The sequence below is a fragment of the Psychrobacter sp. LFX-11D genome, assembly GCF_904846475.1.
Lineage (GTDB): Bacteria > Pseudomonadota > Gammaproteobacteria > Pseudomonadales > Moraxellaceae > Psychrobacter > Psychrobacter cryohalolentis.
The window spans coordinates 90,939-112,243 of sequence record NZ_CAJHAV010000010.1 but is presented as its reverse complement, the minus strand read 5'-3'; the positions used below and the strand labels follow the sequence as shown (position 1 = coordinate 112,243).

Below are 21,305 nucleotides of genomic sequence, written 5' to 3'. Positions count from 1 at the left end.
CAGGCGTACAAAGTACCTCTTTGGATTCTGATGACAGAATATTCGATAACAACTCTAATAGTTATAACAAACTCAAAGTTTATGCTAATGAGTTAGATGGCAGAGCTTCTTTAAAACCAATCGATATAATGCTAAAAGGCACTGATGGTGGTGCTACTGATAAGACTTATGGTACGAGTAATAATGGTTTTAAAGAATATAAAAATGATATATCGTTTGAAGGACGTTTAAGTAATACGGTCCATAAAAGAAATTTTAATTACTCTTCGGTATATAAAAACTTTGATGATCAGATGCAGATTGGTCATGTATTTGGTGATATCAAAAGCGGTACAATTGCTTCAGCATACAATAAAAACTTATCTACCACCTATGTACAAGGTAATGCTACCAACCTTAGTGACATGGACAAGTTAGCCAATATCCATGAAGGTAAAGCCAACTATAAAGGGGTGGCTACCTATGTAGAAGGCGGGAAAATCGCAGTCGACGGTACTTCTAAGTTTGACGTCGACTTCGTCGCTAAATCAGTGAAAGGTGAGCTAAACTTTGCTGATAAACAAGTAGATATTGCTGCAGATATCTCTAACAATACATTTGCTAGTAAAAAAGGTGCAGCTGTTAATACCGTTGGCGGTTTCTATGGTAAAGGTGCGGGTTTACTAGGTGGCGTCTATGAAAGAGAAATCCCAGGTACTAATTATATTAAAGGAACTTATGGCGCTACTAAGTTAGATCCAACGGTAGAAGTGGTTCCAGATCCTACAGAATCTAAAATGACAGGTTTCCAGTCAACTGCATTAAGTAGTAAAGAGAAGACTCTACCTTTTGGTCTAGGCAAATTGGATAATGCAATTGGTTATGTGCAGATTCGTGATGATAAGTCTGATTTTAAGCAGACAGAGAATAAAGACGGTAGCATTGTTCCTATCGATAACCGTGAGGGCGATAACTTTACCAATTTTAATACTGGAGTTGTCCGCGGCGATATGGTTAAGCCAGAAAGTGTATTAACACCTATATCAGTATCTCTCACCAATAATGGGTCAGTAACAGTAGATGCAGGTAAAGGTGGCTCTAATCCAACTTTTAAATATAATGCGGTCTACAAAAACTTTGACAACCAAATGCAAGTAGGGCATGTGTATGGTAATTTTGACTCATTGGCTGGGGAGGTCTCACGAGCAGCCAACGTTTATGTACAAGGCTATTTAACTTCTCAAGCGGGTATGGATATTCTAAAGAATATTAATGATGGCAAGGCGCAATATAATGGGGTGGCCACTTATATTGAAAATATCCATCTAGCAGATAATGCCTCTACTGCTCCAGTTAATGGCACTTCCGCTTTCAATGTTGATTTTGTTAATGGTTCAGTAGATGGCACGTTGTCATTTAAAGGTACGGGTTATAAATACATGCCTGCTGGCAGTGAAATAAAAATTGACGCCACTATCACAGGCAATACTTTTGCTGGTAATGCAGGTGGTATCGATACCGCTGGTGGGTTCTATGGAGAAGGTGCTAAGTTTTTAGGTGGTATCTATCAGGATGCATCAGTACAAGGTGGTAAGGGAACGATAGCTGGTACTGGAACCAAGTTCCAAGGAACATTTGGCGCTGAAAAGCAATAAGTTAATATGACTGTATAAAACAAAAAGAAAGCGTCCTAGGGCGCTTTTTTGCTCGATTAAGTTTTTAAAGTCATTTACGATGGATAAGCTTTAAGACTAAACAAATGTAATATGGTAAGGATACCTATGAATAATCAATATATGCGTAAACCGCTCACCATGTCGATTTTGTTATCAATGATAGCGGTGTCTCTACCAGCTATAGCAGATACAAGTACTTCAATAGTAGAACCTGAGCTTGACCAAGCAGCCGAGCTTGTCAAAAGACAGAACCAAACTTCTGTATCAGACCCTACCGCTCCCTCTACCGCCATATCAGATGCAGAAGCGCAAGATGCAATCAGAAGTCGTCAGCAGTTGGCAACGGCAAGCGCTTATAATTTAGCCACACTGATGGCAGATCCGGTAAAGTTTAGCCAATTTTTAAATACAGCGCTTGCCGCTCAAGATATGGAAACCGTCAAAGCATTATTACCGCACTATAAAACTCTAAAAAGTAATGATCCGATGCTGATCAAGTTTGCTGATGCACTGGTATATCGAAGTGAAGCTAAGAACAGACAAGCGATAGCCATTTATCGCGAAATGCTAGCAGCAGACCCAGACTTTCATCCTGTACGTCTAAATATGGCTATTGCCATGCAAGCCGATAAGCAATATGCAGCTGCTAAAGAACAGTTTTTAAAGCTGCAGTCGGTAGATCTTCCTATACCTATTATGGCTCGAGTTAAAAATTCATTGTCTCAAATCCAGAGTTCAGAAAAATGGCAGTTTAATGCCTCTGCAAGCTACGTAAGAGATAACAATATTAACGATGCACCGTCGAAGACTATCCAATCTCAGTTAGGTAAGTCTGTTGAGCAACAATCAGCTAACGGGATTCAGGTCTCTGGTAGTGCCAATAAACGCTTCAATCTGCCCAACAATTTCTACGCCACTGTAGGTGGTAATGCCTCCTTAAAAGGTTATTGGGACGAAACTGACTATAATGACTATCTGCTGACTGCCTCTACTGGTGTCGGCTACGATGATGCCAAAAATGATGTTTCGCTCACGCCGTTTATCACCAAGCGCTATTATGATGAAGAACCTTATAGTCTACGTAAAGGGGTAACGATTAGTGGCTCACGCTGGGTCAAACCAAAGCTTAAGCTATCTGCCACGACTATTTTTTCTAACGAAACTTTTGAAGATGATAGCAATGTAAATCGTGAAACAGATGGGCGATTCCTTGGGTTAAATGCTTTTTATATTAAAGATGCCAAAGAATATTTTTATGGAGGTTTAGGCAACTATAGAAATGATGTACCGCAATCTAGCATCATTAGTTATGATCGTAACTCAATTAACGGCGGTTGGGGTCGTGAATGGAAAAAAGGTCTCTCAACGCTGACGACAGCGGGTTATGGTATTAAAAAATATGATGATCCTGCAGAGGGATTAGCAGGTGGCGCCTTGAAAGGTTACTATGATGCGGTTGGTGGTGAATCAGGCTCGAAACGAGAAGACAAAACGGCTTCCTTAGGGTTGCAAGTATGGAAACGTGATTTTACCTTATGGGGACTGACGCCGCGGTTGGTATTTGATTATGAAACAACCTCAAGTAACTTTGCTTATTATGATGATCGTGATGAAAAATCAGCGACGGTATTATTAACCAAAACTTTTTAGGGCTACCGATTTGATAGGTTATCCTCATAAAAAAAACCTCGCCACGATAGCGAGGTTTTCTAATTTAACAGCAGTAATTAAAAAGTGCTTATTGATCTAAGTTCATTTCCATTTCTTTAAACTTCGCTGAGACTGAGGCTTTTGGACCACCTGTCATAATACTTACAGCAAAGATGGCAATGGTACTTAAGATAAAGCCTGGAACGATAGCGTATAACCAGCTATTTAGTGCCATACCATTCATCTGGAAAGGACCATAGATCCATAAGATGACAGTTAATGCACCAACGACCATACCAGCAACCGCACCGTTTCGGTTCATACCGCGCCAGATAAGACTGAAAATAACCAACGGTCCAAATGCCGCACCAAATCCTGCCCAAGCGTTAGAGACCAAACTTAATACAGAGCTTTCAGGATTAGAAGCCAGCAAAATAGCAACGACGGCGACCACGATAACTGAAAGACGACCGACCATTACTTGGCGGGCTTCTGGTGCATCTCTATCAAAAAACAGCTTGTACACATCTTTGGTTAGTGAGCTTGATACGACCAATAGCTGTGATGAGATCGTACTCATGATCGCGGCTAAAATAGCGGCTAACAAGAAGCCTGAAACTAATGGCGTGAATAAGAACTGGGTGAATACTAAGAAGATAGTTTCAGGATCATCTAAAGTCATTGCTGTTTTTTGTACGTAAGCACGACCTGCAAAACCAGTCATCAATGCACCGATTAGACTCACAATCATCCAGCTCATACCAATGTTACGTGCCGTTGGTATATCTTTGACTGAGCGAATAGCCATAAAGCGTACAATAATATGCGGCTGACCAAAGTACCCTAAACCCCAAGCCATTAACGAGACAATACCAAGGATCGTCATACCACTGGTGACATTAAGTAAGCTTGGATCAATGTTCCTGACCGCCTCAGTTGTGGCTGAAATTCCGCCAAGATCAGTAAAGGCTACAACAGGTACGATAACCATAGCAAATAGCATGATAATGCCCTGTACAAAGTCAGTCATTGACACTGCTAAAAAGCCGCCGAATAGAGTATAGGCGACAACCACACCAGCAGTCACCCACAAACCTGTGGTATAAGATAAGTTGAGTGAGCTTTCAAACAGTTTACCACCACCAACTAAGCTAGCTGCTGTATAAACAGTAAAGAATAAAATAATTACAACTGCTGAGATAACACGCAGCATATGCGACTTATCTTCGAATCGATTTGCAAAATAGTCAGGTAATGTGATGGCATTATCTGCAATCTCAGTGTAAACACGTAAGCGCGGTGCCACGATGATATAGTTTAAAAATGCACCCAATGTCAAACCGAGGGCAATCCAAATACTCACGACGCCATCGGCATACATATAACCCGGTAAACCAAGTAATAGCCAACCGGACATGTCTGATGCGCCAGCGGATAAAGCGGTTACCGCAGGACCGAGACTACGACCACCAAGCATATAGCCTTCGGTATCATTGGCTTGCTTAAAATAAGCATAAACCCCAATCCCGATCATCACTAAGAAATAGGCGCCAAGTGATATCAGCACGCCACTAGAAACTCCGTTCATATAAATAGTCCTTAACCAACGTTGTTGGCTGTCATTATTTTTAACGAGAAAAATTAAGTCTTGCAAGACGATGTTTAGAAACAATATCTAAAGACAAAAAAAGCCATTAAGTAGGACATAATGGCTTTTATTCAATATCTTCTGTTAGTTTTATATGATTGATGCTGTTTTAGGACCAATACTTATCAAACAATGTTGTATAGAAAAGGGCAAATATACTTCTGTGTTGCTACGTTAAATGCCATCATCTCTTTACCACTTGCCAAATATTAATCGCTTATATAACCAATCATTTAAAACCATTAAACCTACTGTTTACTATCATATATTACTAGAGATGTTCAATATATGATTATCAGTGCCAGTTGGGTAAAATTATGTTATAAAAAACGTCAGAGGCATTATAACGTATGAGCGTCATAAATGCTAACTCAGTATCTTTCAGCAAGTAATATTTTAGAAAGTTATTTTATCTTAGCTATCCAACCACACCAGACTAGGAGTTTTTATTGAATGACCTGTTATTTAATAGCACCATTATTCAATGGGTGCTAGCAAATCTAATAGCGCAGTTACACTGTTTGATTGGGTCAGTTTTGGGTTGATTACCACGCCTAAATGACGCTGTAATTCGATATTATCTGCCATATCAATACGCTCTAAGTCTTGGCTAATCATCGTTTGCGGCAATACTGACCAACCAAGTCCTACAGACACTAGCATCCGAATAGATTCAAGTGGGTTGGTGCTCATGGTGGCATAAGGCTTTAGATTATGTTTGGCAAATTCAGCCAAGGTAATTTGACTGGTAAAGGTATTGGCAGATGGCAAGATAGCAGGGTAACGTGCCAATTGCTCTAGTGTCACATTAGATTTACTGGCCAAAGGTGATAAGGTACCAGTCATAAAGTAAAGTGGGTCTGACCATAGGGTATGATAGGTTAAACGCTTGTCATAGACGGGTGGCAGGGTCAAAAAGGCTAGAGATAAGTCACCATCAAGTACCGCTTTATGTGCGGTTTCTGAATCGACGAAATGTACCTCTAGCTGTACGGCAGGATAGGCTTGGATAAAATGCTTAAGAACAGGGGCGAGATGGTGTAAGCCTATATGATGGCTAGTACCAATGACAAGTTTGCCGGATACAATATGCTTAGAGTGCTGCAGATTGATTTTAAAGTTTTCGTAGTCTTCAAGCCATCGTTTGGCATGAGGTAACATCTCACTGGCTGCTTGAGTTGGGACAATACCGCGACCCACCGTATCAAATAACGTGATATTAAACTCATCTTCTAAGTTTTTGATGCGTTTACTGACCGCAGGCTGAGTAATGAAAAGCTTTTCTGCTGCACCCGAAATACTACCTGTATTCATCACAGTCACGAATGTCGTCAAATTTGTGGTATTCACACCGATGTCCTTAGCTACATAACGAGCTATAAATAAAAGTTGGCTGACCCAATCATAATGTATTAGAAATAAAAGTTTGCAACTATGAAAGAATCATCAATTATTATTATAGGATTAGCCTGCTATAATCACAAGACATCGAAACGTATTTTAGACATATTTATTGTATTTACTTGATAATCTGCGCCATAAATCTTATTTTAGGCATCAATTATCGCAACCATTAGTAAGTAACAGATAAAAACCTAGCATACTATGGTCCTAGTACTAGGGTTTTAGTAAATGAGAATAAAGTCATTAGCCACTAAAAAGGATAGCAATATGGCCGGTCAAACGTTATATGACAAACTTTGGAATGCTCACGAAGTCACCAAGCGTGATGATGGTTCGAGCCTGATTTATATCGACCGCCATTTGCTACATGAAGTAACAAGTCCGCAAGCATTTGAGGGTTTGGAATTGGCTAATAGAGCACCGTGGCGTCTGTCGGCTAATATTGCAAGCCCTGACCATAATGTGCCGACAGTCACCAAAGAGCGCTCAGAAGGTGTAGCAGGTATCAAGGATAAGGTCTCGCGCTTACAAGTACTGACCTTAGATGAAAACTGCAGCAAATTTGATATCGCTGAGTTTACGATTAATGATGCTCGTCAAGGGATCTTGCATGTCGTCGGTCCTGAGCAAGGCTTGGTATTACCTGGTATGACAGTTGTTTGCGGCGACTCGCATACTGCCACGCACGGAGCACTTGGCTGCTTAGCACATGGTATCGGTACCTCTGAGGTTGAGCACGTATTGGCAACCCAGTGTTTGATTCAAAAGAAATCAAAGAATATGCAAATCCGCGTCACGGGTGAGCTTGGCGCTGGCGTAACCTCAAAAGATGTGGTGCTTGCTATCATTGCAAAAATCGGTACTGCTGGCGGAACAGGGCATGCGATTGAATTTGCTGGTCAAGTATTTGAAGACATGAGCATGGAAGGTCGTATGACCGTCTGTAATATGGCGATTGAAGCGGGCGCACGCGTGGGTATGGTTGCAGTCGATGATACGACGATTGACTATGTTAAAGGTCGTCCATATGCGCCGAACGAGTCACAATGGCAGCAAGCAGAAGCTTACTGGCGTACTTTTTACTCAGATGATGACGCTGTGTTTGATAGCGTGATTGAGATTGATGGTAGCCAAATTGCACCGCAAGTATCTTGGGGTACCTCGCCTGAGATGGTGGTTGATATCACACAGTCAGTGCCAACGCCTGATCAAGCGATTGATGAAGCACAAGAAGAAGGATGGTTGCGTGCTTATACCTATATGGGTTTGGAGGCGGGTCAAAAAATTACCGATATTCAGCTGGACCGTATCTTTATTGGCTCTTGTACCAACTCACGTATCGAAGATTTGCGTGATGCCGCAGCCGTGATCAAAGGTCGTAAAGTGGCTGATACTATCAAAGAAGCCATCGTCGTTGCGGGCTCTGGACAAGTTAAATTACAAGCAGAAGCAGAAGGCCTAGATGCTTTGTTTACGGATGCAGGCTTTGAATGGCGTGAGCCTGGCTGCTCGATGTGCCTTGCGATGAATGCTGATAAGCTTGAACCACAAGAGCATTGTGCTTCGACATCCAATCGTAACTTTGAAGGTCGACAAGGCAATGGTGGTCGTACGCATTTGGTCAGTCCAGCAATGGCTGCGGCAGCGGCATTGGCGGGTCATTTTGTGGATGTGCGAACTTTTTAGTTATTACGCGTCATTTAATAATAAGCACAATATTGATAGGAAATACTATGCAAGCTTATAACACCCAAACAGGTATCGTTTGCCCACTTGATCGCGCAAACGTTGATACCGACCAGATTATCGCAAAACAGTTTTTGAAGTCTATTAAGCGTACCGGTTTCGGCGTCAATTTATTTGATGATTGGCGTTATCTGGATGAAGGCTATCCGGGTCAAGACAATAGCACACGTGTTATTAATCCTGACTTTATTTTAAATAAACCACGATATCAAGGCGCTAGTATCTTACTGGCGCGCCGTAACTTTGGCTGTGGCTCTAGCCGTGAACACGCGCCTTGGGCGCTTTCAGAGTATGGCTTTCGTACAGTCATCGCACCAAGCTTTGCCGATATTTTTTATAACAACTGTTTTAAAAATGGCATGCTACCGATTGTATTGGATGAAGAAATCGTTGATACCTTAATGAAAGCCACGTTTGCCAACGAAGGCTATGAATTGACTGCAGATCTTGAGCGTCAGGTGGTCATCACCCCAACTGGCGAAGAGTATGCGTTTGAAGTCGATGACTTCCGTAAGCATTGCCTATTAAATGGTCTTGATGATATTGGACTGACGTTGCAGCAAAGCGATGCTATTAAAGAATACGAGCAAAAAATGATGCAAAAAACGCCTTGGATATTTAATGAAGTCAGAGCCTAGTGTTTAAGCATGAAATAAAACCGCTAATGGCAAACGATTAATAACGAATATGAATCGCCATAAAAACGAGCTTAGCGCTAATACAGCGTTGAGTTATGGCGACTAAGTGGCTAAAATGAACGGTAATCTATTCTTATATTATATATTTCCATCTGATAAATAGTAGCCACCATTATGAATAAAATACGTTTTGCGGTATGGACAAGTACAGCTATTGCCATAACCTTATTATCTGGTTGTCAGGCATTGACAGGCTATCAACAGATAGATAAAGCAGAAAGCGCAAAGGTATGGACGGGTACTATTAAGCCCATTGCTGGCGAGGTAAATATTGCCTGTGTCGGCACCTACCACTGTGAGATTGTAAAGATAGATCGCACGATGGTGATATCGCCTGAAAATCATAAACCTGTGAATGCCACCATGGTGGTTGCGATGAATGCTGTGAGCCAAAACAATAAAACTCGTACAGGAAGTAAGCATTCTCAAGCTGCTATGACGATGGATATGACGCCGCTTATTCATAATAATGCCATTAAGATTGTGCCATTATCAGCGTCTGCTATGCCAAATCTTATTAACTATTATGCTCGGGTCAAACCCGCTAAACGTGAAGTGCACGTTAATTTTTATCCAGAAAATAATCTAGGTTATGTCGAGCGTTTTGCTATGATTCATGACTTTGCTGGCCCCGGCACTTATCAGCTGCGTGCTTATCAAAAAAAGTCTGGCCAGAGCTCCGGTAGCTTGTTAGATACAGCATCGCCAGAGCCTTTATGTGTTGAGCTTTATCAAGGCAATACCGTGCAGCGCCGCTTTTGCAAGCAGATTGGCACTGAGCATCAAGGAGAGTTTGTAGAAGCCAGTATCGTTAAGGCGGCATCAGTGCCATCAAAAGTAAAGGTAAAAGCCAAAGTATAATTATTAAAAGCCTGTCGTTATTAGCTACAAACAAAAGCAAGTATAAAATAAGTCATAGAAATATAAATTTACTCAACCTCAAGGACCAGTATGGCAACGATTTTAACATTAGCGGGCGATGGTATTGGCCCTGAAATCATGACTCAGGCCATTGATGTGCTGAACGCTGTCAATGATAAGTTTGCGTTAGGTTTGACCCTTGAGTCTGGATTGATCGGCGGTGTGGCAGTTGATGCAACAGGTGAACCCTTGCCAGAAGAGACGCTACAACGTGCACGCGCAGCAGATGCAGTGTTATTAGGTGCAGTTGGTGGTCCTAAGTGGGATGGTATCGAACGTAGTAAACGTCCTGAGCGCGGTTTGCTAAAAATCCGTAGTGAGCTTGGTTTGTTTGCCAATCTGCGTGTAGCCAAACTTTATCCGCAGCTTGTGAATGCTTCAAGCATTAAACCTGAGATTATTTCAGGTCTAGACTTGCTTATCGTGCGTGAACTGACTGGTGGTATTTATTTTGGTGAGCCGCGCGGTATTCGTACACTAGAAAATGGTGAGCAGCAAGGCTATAACACCATGGTGTATAGCACTAGCGAAATCAATCGTATCGGCAAAGTTGCTTTTGAATTGGCGCAAATACGCGCGCAAGCAGCAGGAACCGCTGCCAAAGTCTGCTCTATCGACAAAGCCAATGTATTGGAAGTTACTGAGCTTTGGAAACAGACCATGATCGAACTACAGCAATCAGAATATAGCGATGTGGCGTTATCTCATATGTATGCTGACAATGCTTGCATGCAGCTGATTAAAGACCCCAAACAATTCGATGTTATGGTCACTGGCAATCTGTTTGGTGATATCTTATCTGATGAAGCAGCGATGCTGACGGGTTCTATTGGCATGCTGCCATCAGCCAGCCTTGATGAAGCGGGCAAAGGCATGTATGAGCCTTGTCATGGTTCAGCGCCTGATATCGCAGGACAAGATATAGCCAATCCACTAGCGACCATTTTATCGGTCGCTATGATGTTACGTTATACTTTTAAACAAGAAGCAGCAGCGCAAGCGATTGAACAAGCGGTCAGTAATGTGCTTGATGATGGCTTACGTACGGTCGATATCTTGGATCGCAGCGAAGCTGGACTTATACAAGTCGGTTGTCAGCAAATGGGACAAGCCGTATTGGCAAAATTGGTTTAATAGAGATTACTTTATCCTAATCTGAATTTTTGAAAATTTGTAATAATGAACCCATAATTTGCTAAGCAAGTTATGGGTTTTTTTATTGCTCGCTTTTAGAGAAGATAAGCGTTCGCTAAGGTTAACGTCTTTAAACAGAAAGCTGCATAAAAGCGTTTGTTTTAACACAGATACTGCAGTCTAATGCGCTTATTAACACAATGCTGTTATATGCTCACATGGGAATATGTCACCATAGCTTATCTATAACTGGTTTAGATAAATCAATATCTACTGGCTCAATCCACATTGTAAAATCAGTCCTATACTAGTCACAGGATTTTTGACATGGACATATGGTATGTTGAACTAATTATATAATCCTAATTGGGCATTAATGGTAATAATTTTATAATTACTTATAAGTTGTTTGTAATAAAAAATATAACTTAACAAATTGGAGTAATACATGTATCAATTGACCAAAATCAGCACGGCAATCGCAGCGCTTGGTCTATCGACCATTTTATTTATGGGGCAAAGTATTGCAGTAACGAGCGATGTCAAAAATGACACGGTCGAAGGAAGTGCAAAAGGTACTGCCACTAAGAGCACAGAGTCCAATAATACAAATCAAGTAACTAGTAATAATAACGATGTCAGTCCAGTAACCAATGGCGTAAGTCAAAAAGTTGCTGGTAAAAGTAAGACAGCAGTATCGTTGAATAAGTTTTTACCGACCATAAAATATACCACTGAAAATCTACCAATGGAGGCGCAAAAGGTAAATAGTGCTACTTGGAAACAAGGTATGAAGAGAAACCGTGATACTACTACTAAGCTGCAAGCTCTATTAAACTGGCATCAAAACGGTGTTGGTGCAGTTGATGGCTATTGGGGAAAGAACTCTCGTAAGGCGATGCAGGCTTTTCAGATGGCAAATGGGTTGGCAGTGACCGATACATTAAATACTGAGACGTGGCAGGCATTAACCAAGAATGATAAGCTTATGGCACAACCGGTATTGGTCAACTATCAGCTCACTGATGCAGATATCAATATAAAAACCACGGTTATTCCAGCAGGGGCAGAAGCCAAAGCCAAGCTTGAAGGGATGTACTATGAAACTGTCATTGAAGGTTTGGCGGAAAAGTTTCATATCAGTGAAAATTATCTTAAGGCGCTCAATCCTAATGCTAAATTTGCAGTAGGCGAAACAATTACTGTCTACAATCCAGGCAATCCTAATATCAAACCTGTTAGTCGAGTGGTTGCTGATAAGACTACCGAAACATTGTATGCATATGATGATAAAGGTATCTTGGTTGCTAGCTATCCAACCACAGTAGGAAGTACAGCGACGCCATCACCAACAGGTACGCATACAGTTGCAGTTAAGGTACACGAGCCTAATTATACTTATACAGCAGAGAACGGTAGCAAGTCTATTTTGCCACCCGGTCCTAACAACCCTGTAGGTTCGGTATGGATTGGACTCAGTAAGCCGTCTTATGGGATTCATGGTTCGCCCGATCCTGCTCGTATTAGTCGTCAGGCATCAGCGGGGTGTATACGTCTAACCAATTGGGATGCGCTTGCATTACTTGGCGTGATACAAAGTGGTGCAACTGTTGAATTTAAATAACGGCTAAATTATAGACAAAAAAATACCGCTGATATCTAGCGGTATTTTTTATGGTAAAAACCATATTAACTTACTAAAATATGATAGGCAATAATGAGTAGGTTAGCAGTATCATTATTATTATCAGTTAAACCACTCAAGCATTATACATATGCTCTTATAACTATCTTAGTAGATAAGAATTTAGTTTTTACCACGATAAGTAATGCGACCTTTAGACAAATCATAAGGTGTCATCTCAACCTTAACTTTATCACCAGTCAAAATTCGGATGTAATGCTTACGCATCTTACCTGAGATGTGCGCAATAATTTCGTGTCCGTTTTCTAAACGAACTTTAAACAAAGTATTTGGAAGGGTGTCAATGACTTCGCCTTCAAATTCAATAATCTCGTCTTTTGCCATAATTTGTATCATCAATCAATTTAAAATAAGCCCATATTATACGTAAGTTAGCAGATTAAAGCAATACGGAACCTGATTTTTACTTGACAGCCTGTAAGTGATATGTATGCCAGATCCTATTGATTTAATCGGGAAGGTTGAGCCAAATAGGTGTGAGCGGCGCATCGGGCAGTAAGGTTTGAAAATGCTCAGGATAATAGGCATTAATGAAATATAAGCCATCACCTGAAGCAGTTGGTGGTGCTATTGTCCGATCTTTTTCAGCCAAAATATTTAAGAAGTCAGCCGGTTCTAAATCGTGTCTGCCGATCGCATATAACGTACCCATCAGGTTTCGCACCATATGGTGCAAAAATCCATCAGCTTGAATATCGAAGACGATAAACTGACCATGAGTAAAAAGATTGGCATGGCTAATATGGCGCACGGGCTGATTAGATTGACAAGCGGCAGCACGGTAGCTACTAAAATCATGTGTACCAACGATATCAGATGCTGCAAGCTGCATGGCTTTTAGGTCAAGCGACTCGTGAATATGTGTCACTTGATGGTTGAGGATGGCAGGTCGCTGAGTTTGATTGAGAGTAATGTAACGATAACGACGAGCAATTGCGGCAAAACGCGCATGAAAGTCAGCAGGCATCGGCTGAACCCAGCGTAAAGCGATATCATCAGGCAAAAGACTATTTACACCACGCAGCCAATTGTGCGAGGGTCGATAAGCATGAGTAACAAAATGGGCAATCATATTGCCAGCATGAACACTTGAGTCTGTGCGCCCTGCAGCAATCACTTCTACTGGTTCATTGGCAACAGTACTAATGGCGGTCTCTAACGCTTCTTGTACGCCAAGTACCTCTCTTTGGCGTTGCCAACCATGATAGTGAGTGCCCAAAAATTCAATAGCAATGGCTAAAGTATAAGTTGGGCGCTTTGCTTCGTTGTTTTCAGTTAGGGACATGGTCATTTTGGAACTTATACAGAGTTTATGAGTGATAGTTTAACGTTTTTTGATATTGGTGCCCGTTTGCTGGACGTTATTTAACCAGCGTTGTCGGCGTCGTGCTGGGCTGTCGTGGCGCAGTAACAACCATAGTAAGCGTGAATAAATGGCTGGAATGGTTAAACGACCACCTGCAATCACTTGATGATCGTATTGCCAACTGCCAGCAGCATAGGTGTCACTTACACCACCAAACGGCGATTGGCTAGCGCACACTACCATGTGACCTTTTTCATAAGCCAGTTGCAAGGCTTCTACTAACTCTACTGAATAAGGAACGTTGCCAGCGCCATAGCCTAATAAAATAATGCCACAAGGCGGCTGTGATAATAAGGCGCGCAGCTGTTGGTTTAATGCATCGATTGCATTGGGCAAGCAGTACAACGCATGAACGTAAGCGTGCTCGGCACGAACTGCAATGTCAGCACTAATATCTTGTTGGTCATCAAGCCAGTGCTGCCGACGAGTATCTGGTAAGCTTTTGACATAACTATTGGCAGGATAAGCCGCTCTAGAGTGACCAGTAAATGCCATAAAGTCGTGGCTATGTATTTTTTGCACCGTTTGCGCTGGCCATGATTCGCCGCCGAAGGCAATCTTCACCCCCGATTCACCTGCACTTGCTAGCTTTAACGAGTCAGTAAGGTTGTTCCAAGCATCACTCTGTGCATCTACTTTATAAGAGTGCAGTTCCTCACTATCTAGCAGCGGACGCATACTACCGGTAACGACAATACAAATATCGCTACCTGCAAAGGCTTCTGCTAAGAACGCTCCCAAATAACTGAGTGTATCCGTGCCCGTAATTAACACAAAACGTCTACTGCCTTGTTGATATGCCGACAGTAAAAGCTGGTAAAAATGCACAAAATCACTGGGTGTAAACTGACTGCTGTCTTTAATCAGAGTATTGTGAAGCCAAGCAATGGGCGATAGATTAAGCGCATTATCCAATTCTGCCAGTAGTTGCTGCAAAGTTGGCAAAAAAACCTCTGCTGATAGCGGCGCTAATGGACGACCATAACTCCCGAAAGTGCCGCCAGCATAAATAAGTTGAATAGGTGCAGGGATTGTATTTGTCATAGATGAGTGCACTGTATTGGTTTTAAATTGAATAGACGATAGAGCAGAATTATTGAAAGAAAAGAGATAGAAAAAGCACCATTATTATAAATGCAGCGAGTATTCTAAGTGGCTAGAATACTCGCTATCACACCAGTCATTTTAAGCAGTGCGATCAAGCAATCGTTGTGCTTGCTGCTGCTGTTCACTATTGCCTTTAGCAATGACTTCATTGAGTAGGCGTTTGGCACTATCGTATTCGCCAAGTTGCACGTATTGACCTGCTAAATCTAGCGTGACTTGATTGCTATCTAAGGATTTAACAAAATCAAAATCTGCTGCGAACCGTGACGAAAAATCTTCAGTACTGCTAGTGTCAGCTGCAGGAGCTATATCAATAGCATTGTCGAGATGAGTATTGGCATATTCGCTATCAACTTCAACTGGTGTGCTTGCTGTTGTAGACTCTGATAAAGATAAAGAATCAAAGTCAAAATCATCGTCTATGACCGTATCATCACCGAATCTCAACGTAGTAGGGGCAGTACTAGAAGCGTCGGACTCATTTTTTATGATATCTATTTCTTCAGCGCTTATATCTTCAATATTTGCATCTTCAATACTGATATCTTCGAAACTAAAATCTTCAAAATTATCTTCGACAATAGAATGCTGAATTTCTATTTGCTCTGGCGTCTCATTCGACACATCATCACTGTGTAAAGATAAGGTCAGATGGTCATCATCTAAATAAGTTGTCTCTGTTGTAGCAGGTGCATTATTGATAACGTTATTGGTATCGTCATCACTGTTTAAATCTAAGAAAAAGTCATCTTCTAATGATAGCTCATTTAAGCTGCTGTTAAAACTATCGTCGGTAGCGTCATCGGTGGGAGCCTCTGTAGATGCAAGACTGTGCTCAGATAATTCAAAATCAAAATCGCTGTCAGTACTAGGACTATTATCAGTGTCGCTGTCAGTGTCTATAACCACAGTTGCAGGCGCAAAAATATCTTCATCTACTACATCAAGCGTGGTGACAGGTGCCGGGTTATTACTAGTATGGACAGGTTTATTAGTGCCATCTTCTAAATCACTCAGACTAAGATCAAACGCTTGCTCAATATGATCGAAATTATTATCATCAAAAGCATTCGAAGCCGTTAAGGTTTCACTCGTTGCTTCTGACAAGTCGTTTTTGTATTCAACATTTTGAACCGTATTAGTATCAAGGATTGGACTGTTGCTGCTGGCTTTATTGGTCGGTAGATCAAAATCTAAACTTTCAAATTCAGCGCTTTGACTATTATCTGCTGACAATGCTCGCTTATCGACTTGGTTTTGTTCTTCAGTTAGCAAAGCTTTTAACTCATCAGCTTGTGCGATACTTTTGTCATCATTATTTGCTTTGATAGCATCATAGACTTTATTGAAATTCTCAGACTCATCTATCGTGGCATATACCGCAAGGAGCTTGAGAGATAATTGGCTATCATTTGGCTTTTCGCTTAAGCCGCGATTGAGCGTTTCAATCGCTTTATCATAGCGCTGTTGGTCCATAAAACGTTGAGCAATCTCAATATGATCAAACTTTTTCTCATGATTGATAGCTGTTTGAGTAGGCGTACTTCTAGAAGCAGCATGCTTCGATAAGGGCTCAATTTTGCCAGTATTTGTACTCAAATGCTCTGATGGCTTTTGCGCTTTGTTTTTGCGCATGACCAAGACCGCAACGAGTAAAATAACCACCAATCCGGCGATGATATATAGCATATTGTCCATAGTTACTCCCACGCCTACGATCAGAGCTGCTTGCATTGATCTGTTAGGCAATTATTGATTGCGTAATTTTTTGAGACGAGCTTGCAGCTCAGCCAGTTTTTGATTTTGTAATTGTAATTTGCGAGTATAGCTCTCAAGCGTACCACTAGTTTTTGATAACTGCTGAGCTTGTGATGCGGTACTTTGTCTTGATGATTTAAGCAGGTCTAACACTTCCATGCTAAGTCCGTTACCCGTTGCCATGCCTGCTTTGGTTTTAGTGCCATCTGCGCTGCCTTCATGACCAGGAGCAAGGACAGAAAACTGCGCCTTTGGTAAAAATTGAGTCTTAGTGGTCGCCGGCTTTTCAGTATGTTTTGTTGCTTGCGTATTGGCACCTTTGGACACAGGATTTGATGCAGTTGGTTTTTTTGCGACAGGTGTATTGGCGCTTCTATATTGCCTTTGAGCACTGATAGCAGCTTCAAGTTTTTGCTGTGAAGGTAGCGCATCATAATTAGGTAAACTCAACTGTGCATCTGCTTTTAATTGATTGGCGTTTCTATTGATAAAAGCGTCAGGATTTTGCGTCTGAATTTCTTTCATAACGGTTTGAACGTCGATATTGTTCTTCTCTGCGATTTGCTGTGCAATCACCCACAAGTTGTCGTTACGCTGCACGGTATAATTGATCTCGCTACTAGCTGACTTATCTGATACTTGGCTTGAAGTGTTTTTTGCTGCGGCCGACGTTTTAGGCGTTACTGCTTTCTGCCAGGCATTCGAGTTAGGGGGAATATTATTGAGAGGGGCTGTAGCGACGATATTATTACTATCATTTGGGATAATAGCTTTATTTTTATTGGTGAAAGCTGCTTCATTCGGCGTCAGGGTTTTGAGCGCCATAGGACTAGCAACCATCATATCTGTATTGCTTTGACTCTTCGGCTGTATCTGACGAGTAATTTGTATGTTTAAAATATCGAGCTGTTTATCAATCTCGCTAGTAGCAGAAAGCGTACTATTTGATGAGACGGTTAAAGCTGTATTATTATTTGCGCCCGCCATGACACTATCGTTTTTTATATCAATAGGATTATTTAATCGACCATTTTCTAAACGGCTAGGCGCATAGGTTGTGATATTGCTTTGTGTCGTTTTTGCAACTGCTGTTGGTAGGCCAGAGGGTATAGTCGTTGCTTGAACGCTTGGTATTTGTGAGCTTGACGCTTGGATACTTGGCGTTTGAATAACAGGTACTCGTATATTAGGCGATTGAACATTGCGCTCGGGTAATGTTGCAGCCTTTAGTGTAGGTTTCGATGAACCAGATGATAATAAAGGTGGCGGTGCACCATTTCTAACCGTCAATGGCTGCGCGTTAGTTGTAGAAACCACGGGTAAATTAGGCTTTTTTGCGCCTGTTACGATATTTTTAGAAGTCGCAATCGGCAAGCTATCATTAAGCGGCATCAGTAATGTTTTTGGGATAACATTACGCTGATTGCCATCATTAATTGCTAGAACCACATCGGCAAAGGGTTTGGACATAGGCTTGGTGGTGGTAATAAAAACTTGACCACTTGTAGCTGAAGTCGGATGAAAGCGTACGATCATGGAATCAGTTGGGGTTAGACCCATTTGCTGATAAATGGCAGAATTTGCCAAACTGGCTGAAAAGTCAGTGTTTTCAATATCAGTGACCATAATACTGGCAACTAAAGGTTCGTGCTGAGCTGAAATAACAACTGTTTTGCCGATAGTCGCTGCTTGGGCGCTAGATATTAAGGCTGCATAACTTATTGAATAAAACAATGCCATCGATACTGCGCGATGTATGCTAGTCAAGCGGTAAGATAAATGACAAGACATATGCAGCCCTTTGGAGTAAAAGTTGTCTGTGTTGTTATAACAAAATACTGTTTAGTTTACCAGTTTATTCCACTGCTGTTGTGACCAATAGTTCAATTGCATGTTTAATACTTACACACATCAGTCAACTTTTTTATCAAGCAGCATGGCATCACCATAACTAAAAAACCGATACTCGGATTCGATGGCATGTTGATAAGCTTCTTCGATAGATTTTTTTGTCGCAAATGCGGACACTAGCATCAGCAACGTAGACTTTGGCAAGTGAAAGTTGGTCAGTAGCTTATCCACGACGCCAAACTCAAAACCGGGATATATAAAAATCTCTGTATCACCTGCCCAGCCAGAGAGTGGCTGTCTATCGACTGCGGTTTGTTGGTAAGCCGTTTCAAGGACACGTGTGACAGTAGTCCCGATAGCAATGACTTGCTTGCCATTGGCATGGGTCTGATTGATAAGGTCGGCAGTGGCTTGAGGCAGGTGTGCATATTCGCTATGCATCGTATGATTCAGCAGGTTCTCTGTTTTTACCGGAGCAAAAGTACCTGCGCCGACATGCAGTGTAACAAAAGCGGTTTGAATACCTTTTGCCGCCAGCTTTTCTAATACAATATTGTCAAAATGTAAGCTTGCTGTCGGGGCAGCGACGCTGGCAAGCTTAGCAGGGTCATGAAAAACAGTCTGATAGCGAGTATTGTCGGTCGCATCGGCATGGCGTTCGAAATAGGGTGGAATAGGCAGCTCACCATATAGCTCTAAATCAGGCAAAATGGGCGTATCAAAAGCCAAGATAAATAAGTTCTCTTGGCGTCCAATCATGACACCAGTCATATGACTATCAGCAAGTACAAGACCTTGTCCAAGCTTCAACGCTTTACTGGCTTTAACATGACAAAGAGCGATATGCTTTTTTGCAATCACCGTCATGTCTATGATGTCAGAATTTGACGTTATTGTGTCTAGATCCGCGCTATTTAAATCGGATAGAGCGACCAAACGCTCTATTAATACTTCAATCTTTCCACCGGTATCTTTTTGACCAAATAAGCGCGCTTTCATTACCTTGGTATCGTTAAAAACAATCAAGTCGCCTGCATTAAGTAATTCTGGCAACTCAGAAAACAGCTTATCTTCAACTTCAACCTGACGATTAACATTGTTAGCAGGCAAATAAAGTAGCTTTGACGCGGAGCGCTGCGCCAATGGATAACGGGCAATCAGCTGGTCTGGCAGTTCATAATCATAATCATCAACACTTAGATACTTTAAAATATCGTCATTATGACTGGCAGTAATTTCAGAGTTATTATTTAAGGTTTGAGGTTCAGAATCAGTCATAAGAAAGTCTTTCGATAGGTGGGAATTTTGAGAGCAATTGTAGCAGAAATGAGGATATGAAAGAATGTTTTACTAAGCAGGACTTTTTTATTTACCTCTAAATATAAATAAAATAGCCTAAGTAAAAAATTGAGATATTTATTTAGGAAAACTCTCTAAAGAATTCAGGCGAAAAATCATTCAAATAAATTTAATTGTGGCGTGACTTGCGTTGCAGATGTCAGTGAGGAAAATGTCACACCAACCAATCGAATAGGAAGAGTACGCGGAATGTCCAAAAAGAGTTTATCTAACCAAAAATGAGCGGATTCTGCGCTATCAAATGCCGTCGATAAGGTGTGCGAGCGCGTGACTTGAGTAAAATCTGAGTATTTGACCTTTAGAGTAATAGTATAGGCAATGAGCTGTTTTTTGTGCAGCTGACTAAAGGCATCGGCATTTTGTTCATAGACTTGTATTTTTAGTTCATTATCATCCGTTAAGTTTTCTCTAAACGTAGTCTCAGAGCCAACCGATTTGTGTGTACGCTCAGACTTGACCGCACGCTCATCACGTCCATGAGCGATATCATGATAAAACTGTCCACGCTTACCGAACTCATTGACTAGTATGGCAGCTGGCGTACGCCGAAGGTCAGCGCCGTTACTAACACCCATTGCATGCAGGCGTTTGGCCGTTGCCTTACCAATACCGTGGAAGCGTTCAATAGGCAAAGTGCTGATAAAGGCATCAGCATCCGCTGGCGTGATGACCGCTGTGCCATTAGGTTTATTAATATCAGAGGCAATTTTCGCCAGCATTTTATTAAATGAGACACCGGCAGAGGCGTTTAGACCCGTTTGTCCTAAAATCTGCGCCCGTAACCAATTTGCCATTAATGTGGCTGAGCCTTGATGGACAGACAATCCAGTAACATCCAAATAGGCTTCATCTAATGATAACGGCTCAACGTGCGGCGTCAGACTGTGCATGATACGACGTATCTCAACACTAACAGCACGGTAAACATCAAAGCGCGGCGGTACAAATATCACGTCAGGACAGCGCTTTCTGGCTTCATAGCATGACATGGCGGAGCGCACGCCAAACTTACGGACTTCGTAACTGGCAGCAGCAACCACGCCGCGACCGTTGGGATCGCCGCCAACCACCAATGGCTTGCCACGCAGCTCAGGAAAATCACGCTGTTCTACACTGGCATAAAAAGCATCCATGTCGATATGAATGATTTTGCGAAGGTCAGATTGGCTAACGTCAGGTTTAGTGTTTGTTGTTGTAACATGTATTGTCATAAAAACTATTTTACCTGATTTTTCGCACCGATTTTGGTCTCTAATGCTCACTCAAAAATTGAGAAGTGTTACATAGATTGATAAAAAACAAG

At 41.6% G+C, this 21,305-nt stretch carries 16 protein-coding genes; 7 read left to right on the top strand and 9 right to left on the bottom strand.

The genetic code is table 11. The features are described 5' to 3' along the window. The first annotated feature begins 20 nt into the window (after positions 1-20). The gene (locus JMX75_RS09005) at positions 21-1,634 is read left to right on the top strand and encodes a transferrin-binding protein-like solute binding protein (RefSeq protein ID WP_201532068.1); all 1,614 of its coding nucleotides are present in this window, start codon (positions 21-23) and stop codon (positions 1,632-1,634) included. Positions 1,635-1,760: 126 nt separating this feature from the next. Beyond that, positions 1,761-3,305, top strand: a complete 1,545-nt coding sequence (locus tag JMX75_RS09000; RefSeq protein WP_201532067.1) for a porin family protein — start codon at positions 1,761-1,763, stop codon at positions 3,303-3,305. An 88-nt stretch (positions 3,306-3,393) separates the two neighbouring features. Here the strand turns inward: JMX75_RS09000 and putP are convergent, their stop codons facing one another. Both putP and JMX75_RS08990 read right to left on the bottom strand, forming a co-directional pair. Beyond that, a complete protein-coding gene (gene putP / locus JMX75_RS08995) occupies positions 3,394-4,893 on the bottom strand; it encodes a sodium/proline symporter PutP (RefSeq protein WP_011513904.1) in 1,500 nt (499 codons plus the stop codon). Between the two features lie 537 nt (positions 4,894-5,430). After that, entirely contained in the window at positions 5,431-6,303 is an 873-nt protein-coding gene (locus JMX75_RS08990; protein WP_020443718.1) for a LysR family transcriptional regulator, read from the bottom strand. A gap of 321 nt (positions 6,304-6,624) precedes the next feature. Here JMX75_RS08990 and leuC point away from each other — a divergent pair, with 321 nt between their 5' ends. The 5 genes from leuC (at position 6,625) to JMX75_RS08965 (ending at position 12,480) form a co-directional block, all read left to right on the top strand. Next, positions 6,625-8,043, top strand: a complete 1,419-nt coding sequence (leuC, locus tag JMX75_RS08985; RefSeq protein WP_020443717.1) for a 3-isopropylmalate dehydratase large subunit — start codon at positions 6,625-6,627, stop codon at positions 8,041-8,043. 47 nt (positions 8,044-8,090) lie between these two features. Next, positions 8,091-8,741, top strand: coding sequence for a 3-isopropylmalate dehydratase small subunit (gene leuD, locus JMX75_RS08980; RefSeq protein ID WP_133104508.1), 651 nt, complete (start codon positions 8,091-8,093; stop codon positions 8,739-8,741). Between the two features lie 174 nt (positions 8,742-8,915). Next, positions 8,916-9,662, top strand: coding sequence for a hypothetical protein (locus JMX75_RS08975; protein WP_201532066.1), 747 nt, complete (start codon positions 8,916-8,918; stop codon positions 9,660-9,662). Positions 9,663-9,752: 90 nt separating this feature from the next. Continuing rightward, a complete protein-coding gene (gene leuB / locus JMX75_RS08970) occupies positions 9,753-10,856 on the top strand; it encodes a 3-isopropylmalate dehydrogenase (RefSeq protein WP_201532065.1) in 1,104 nt (367 codons plus the stop codon). 448 nt (positions 10,857-11,304) lie between these two features. Beyond that, positions 11,305-12,480, top strand: a complete 1,176-nt coding sequence (locus JMX75_RS08965) for a L,D-transpeptidase family protein (protein ID WP_201532064.1) — start codon at positions 11,305-11,307, stop codon at positions 12,478-12,480. Between the two features lie 183 nt (positions 12,481-12,663). On the opposite strand, the gene infA is transcribed toward JMX75_RS08965, so the two are convergent. The 7 genes from infA to dinB all read right to left on the bottom strand — a co-directional run bounded on the left by infA (position 12,664) and on the right by dinB (position 21,213). After that, the gene (infA, locus tag JMX75_RS08960; RefSeq protein ID WP_010199824.1) at positions 12,664-12,885 is read right to left on the bottom strand and encodes a translation initiation factor IF-1; all 222 of its coding nucleotides are present in this window, start codon (positions 12,883-12,885) and stop codon (positions 12,664-12,666) included. Between the two features lie 124 nt (positions 12,886-13,009). Next, positions 13,010-13,852 (bottom strand): tRNA pseudouridine(38-40) synthase TruA, encoded by an 843-nt coding sequence (gene truA / locus JMX75_RS08955; protein ID WP_201532063.1) that lies wholly within the window; start codon positions 13,850-13,852, stop codon positions 13,010-13,012. A gap of 33 nt (positions 13,853-13,885) precedes the next feature. Beyond that, positions 13,886-14,971: an asparaginase gene (locus JMX75_RS08950; protein WP_201532062.1), complete on the bottom strand. Its 1,086-nt coding sequence runs from the start codon at positions 14,969-14,971 to the stop codon at positions 13,886-13,888. Between the two features lie 141 nt (positions 14,972-15,112). Continuing rightward, positions 15,113-16,732, bottom strand: coding sequence for a FimV/HubP family polar landmark protein (locus JMX75_RS08945; RefSeq protein ID WP_201532061.1), 1,620 nt, complete (start codon positions 16,730-16,732; stop codon positions 15,113-15,115). A gap of 51 nt (positions 16,733-16,783) precedes the next feature. After that, positions 16,784-18,583: a peptigoglycan-binding protein LysM gene (locus tag JMX75_RS08940; protein WP_201532060.1), complete on the bottom strand. Its 1,800-nt coding sequence runs from the start codon at positions 18,581-18,583 to the stop codon at positions 16,784-16,786. 120 nt (positions 18,584-18,703) lie between these two features. Continuing rightward, positions 18,704-19,921, bottom strand: coding sequence for a tRNA preQ1(34) S-adenosylmethionine ribosyltransferase-isomerase QueA (gene queA, locus JMX75_RS08935; protein ID WP_201532059.1), 1,218 nt, complete (start codon positions 19,919-19,921; stop codon positions 18,704-18,706). A gap of 176 nt (positions 19,922-20,097) precedes the next feature. Next, the gene (dinB, locus tag JMX75_RS08930; RefSeq protein ID WP_201532058.1) at positions 20,098-21,213 is read right to left on the bottom strand and encodes a DNA polymerase IV; all 1,116 of its coding nucleotides are present in this window, start codon (positions 21,211-21,213) and stop codon (positions 20,098-20,100) included. Positions 21,214-21,305 lie beyond the last annotated feature (92 nt).

Coding starts and splice junctions, on each gene's coding strand:
- leuD (WP_133104508.1), top strand. CDS start 8,091: ATGCAAGCTTATAACACCCAAACAGGTATCGTTTGCCCACTTGATCGC.
- JMX75_RS08950 (WP_201532062.1), bottom strand. CDS start 14,971: ATGACAAATACAATCCCTGCACCTATTCAACTTATTTATGCTGGCGGC.
- JMX75_RS08975 (WP_201532066.1), top strand. CDS start 8,916: ATGAATAAAATACGTTTTGCGGTATGGACAAGTACAGCTATTGCCATA.
- queA (WP_201532059.1), bottom strand. CDS start 19,921: ATGACTGATTCTGAACCTCAAACCTTAAATAATAACTCTGAAATTACT.
- leuC (WP_020443717.1), top strand. CDS start 6,625: ATGGCCGGTCAAACGTTATATGACAAACTTTGGAATGCTCACGAAGTC.
- leuB (WP_201532065.1), top strand. CDS start 9,753: ATGGCAACGATTTTAACATTAGCGGGCGATGGTATTGGCCCTGAAATC.
- dinB (WP_201532058.1), bottom strand. CDS start 21,213: ATGACAATACATGTTACAACAACAAACACTAAACCTGACGTTAGCCAA.
- truA (WP_201532063.1), bottom strand. CDS start 13,852: ATGACCATGTCCCTAACTGAAAACAACGAAGCAAAGCGCCCAACTTAT.
- JMX75_RS08965 (WP_201532064.1), top strand. CDS start 11,305: ATGTATCAATTGACCAAAATCAGCACGGCAATCGCAGCGCTTGGTCTA.
- JMX75_RS09000 (WP_201532067.1), top strand. CDS start 1,761: ATGAATAATCAATATATGCGTAAACCGCTCACCATGTCGATTTTGTTA.
- JMX75_RS08945 (WP_201532061.1), bottom strand. CDS start 16,732: ATGGACAATATGCTATATATCATCGCCGGATTGGTGGTTATTTTACTC.
- infA (WP_010199824.1), bottom strand. CDS start 12,885: ATGGCAAAAGACGAGATTATTGAATTTGAAGGCGAAGTCATTGACACC.
- JMX75_RS08940 (WP_201532060.1), bottom strand. CDS start 18,583: ATGTCTTGTCATTTATCTTACCGCTTGACTAGCATACATCGCGCAGTA.
- putP (WP_011513904.1), bottom strand. CDS start 4,893: ATGAACGGAGTTTCTAGTGGCGTGCTGATATCACTTGGCGCCTATTTC.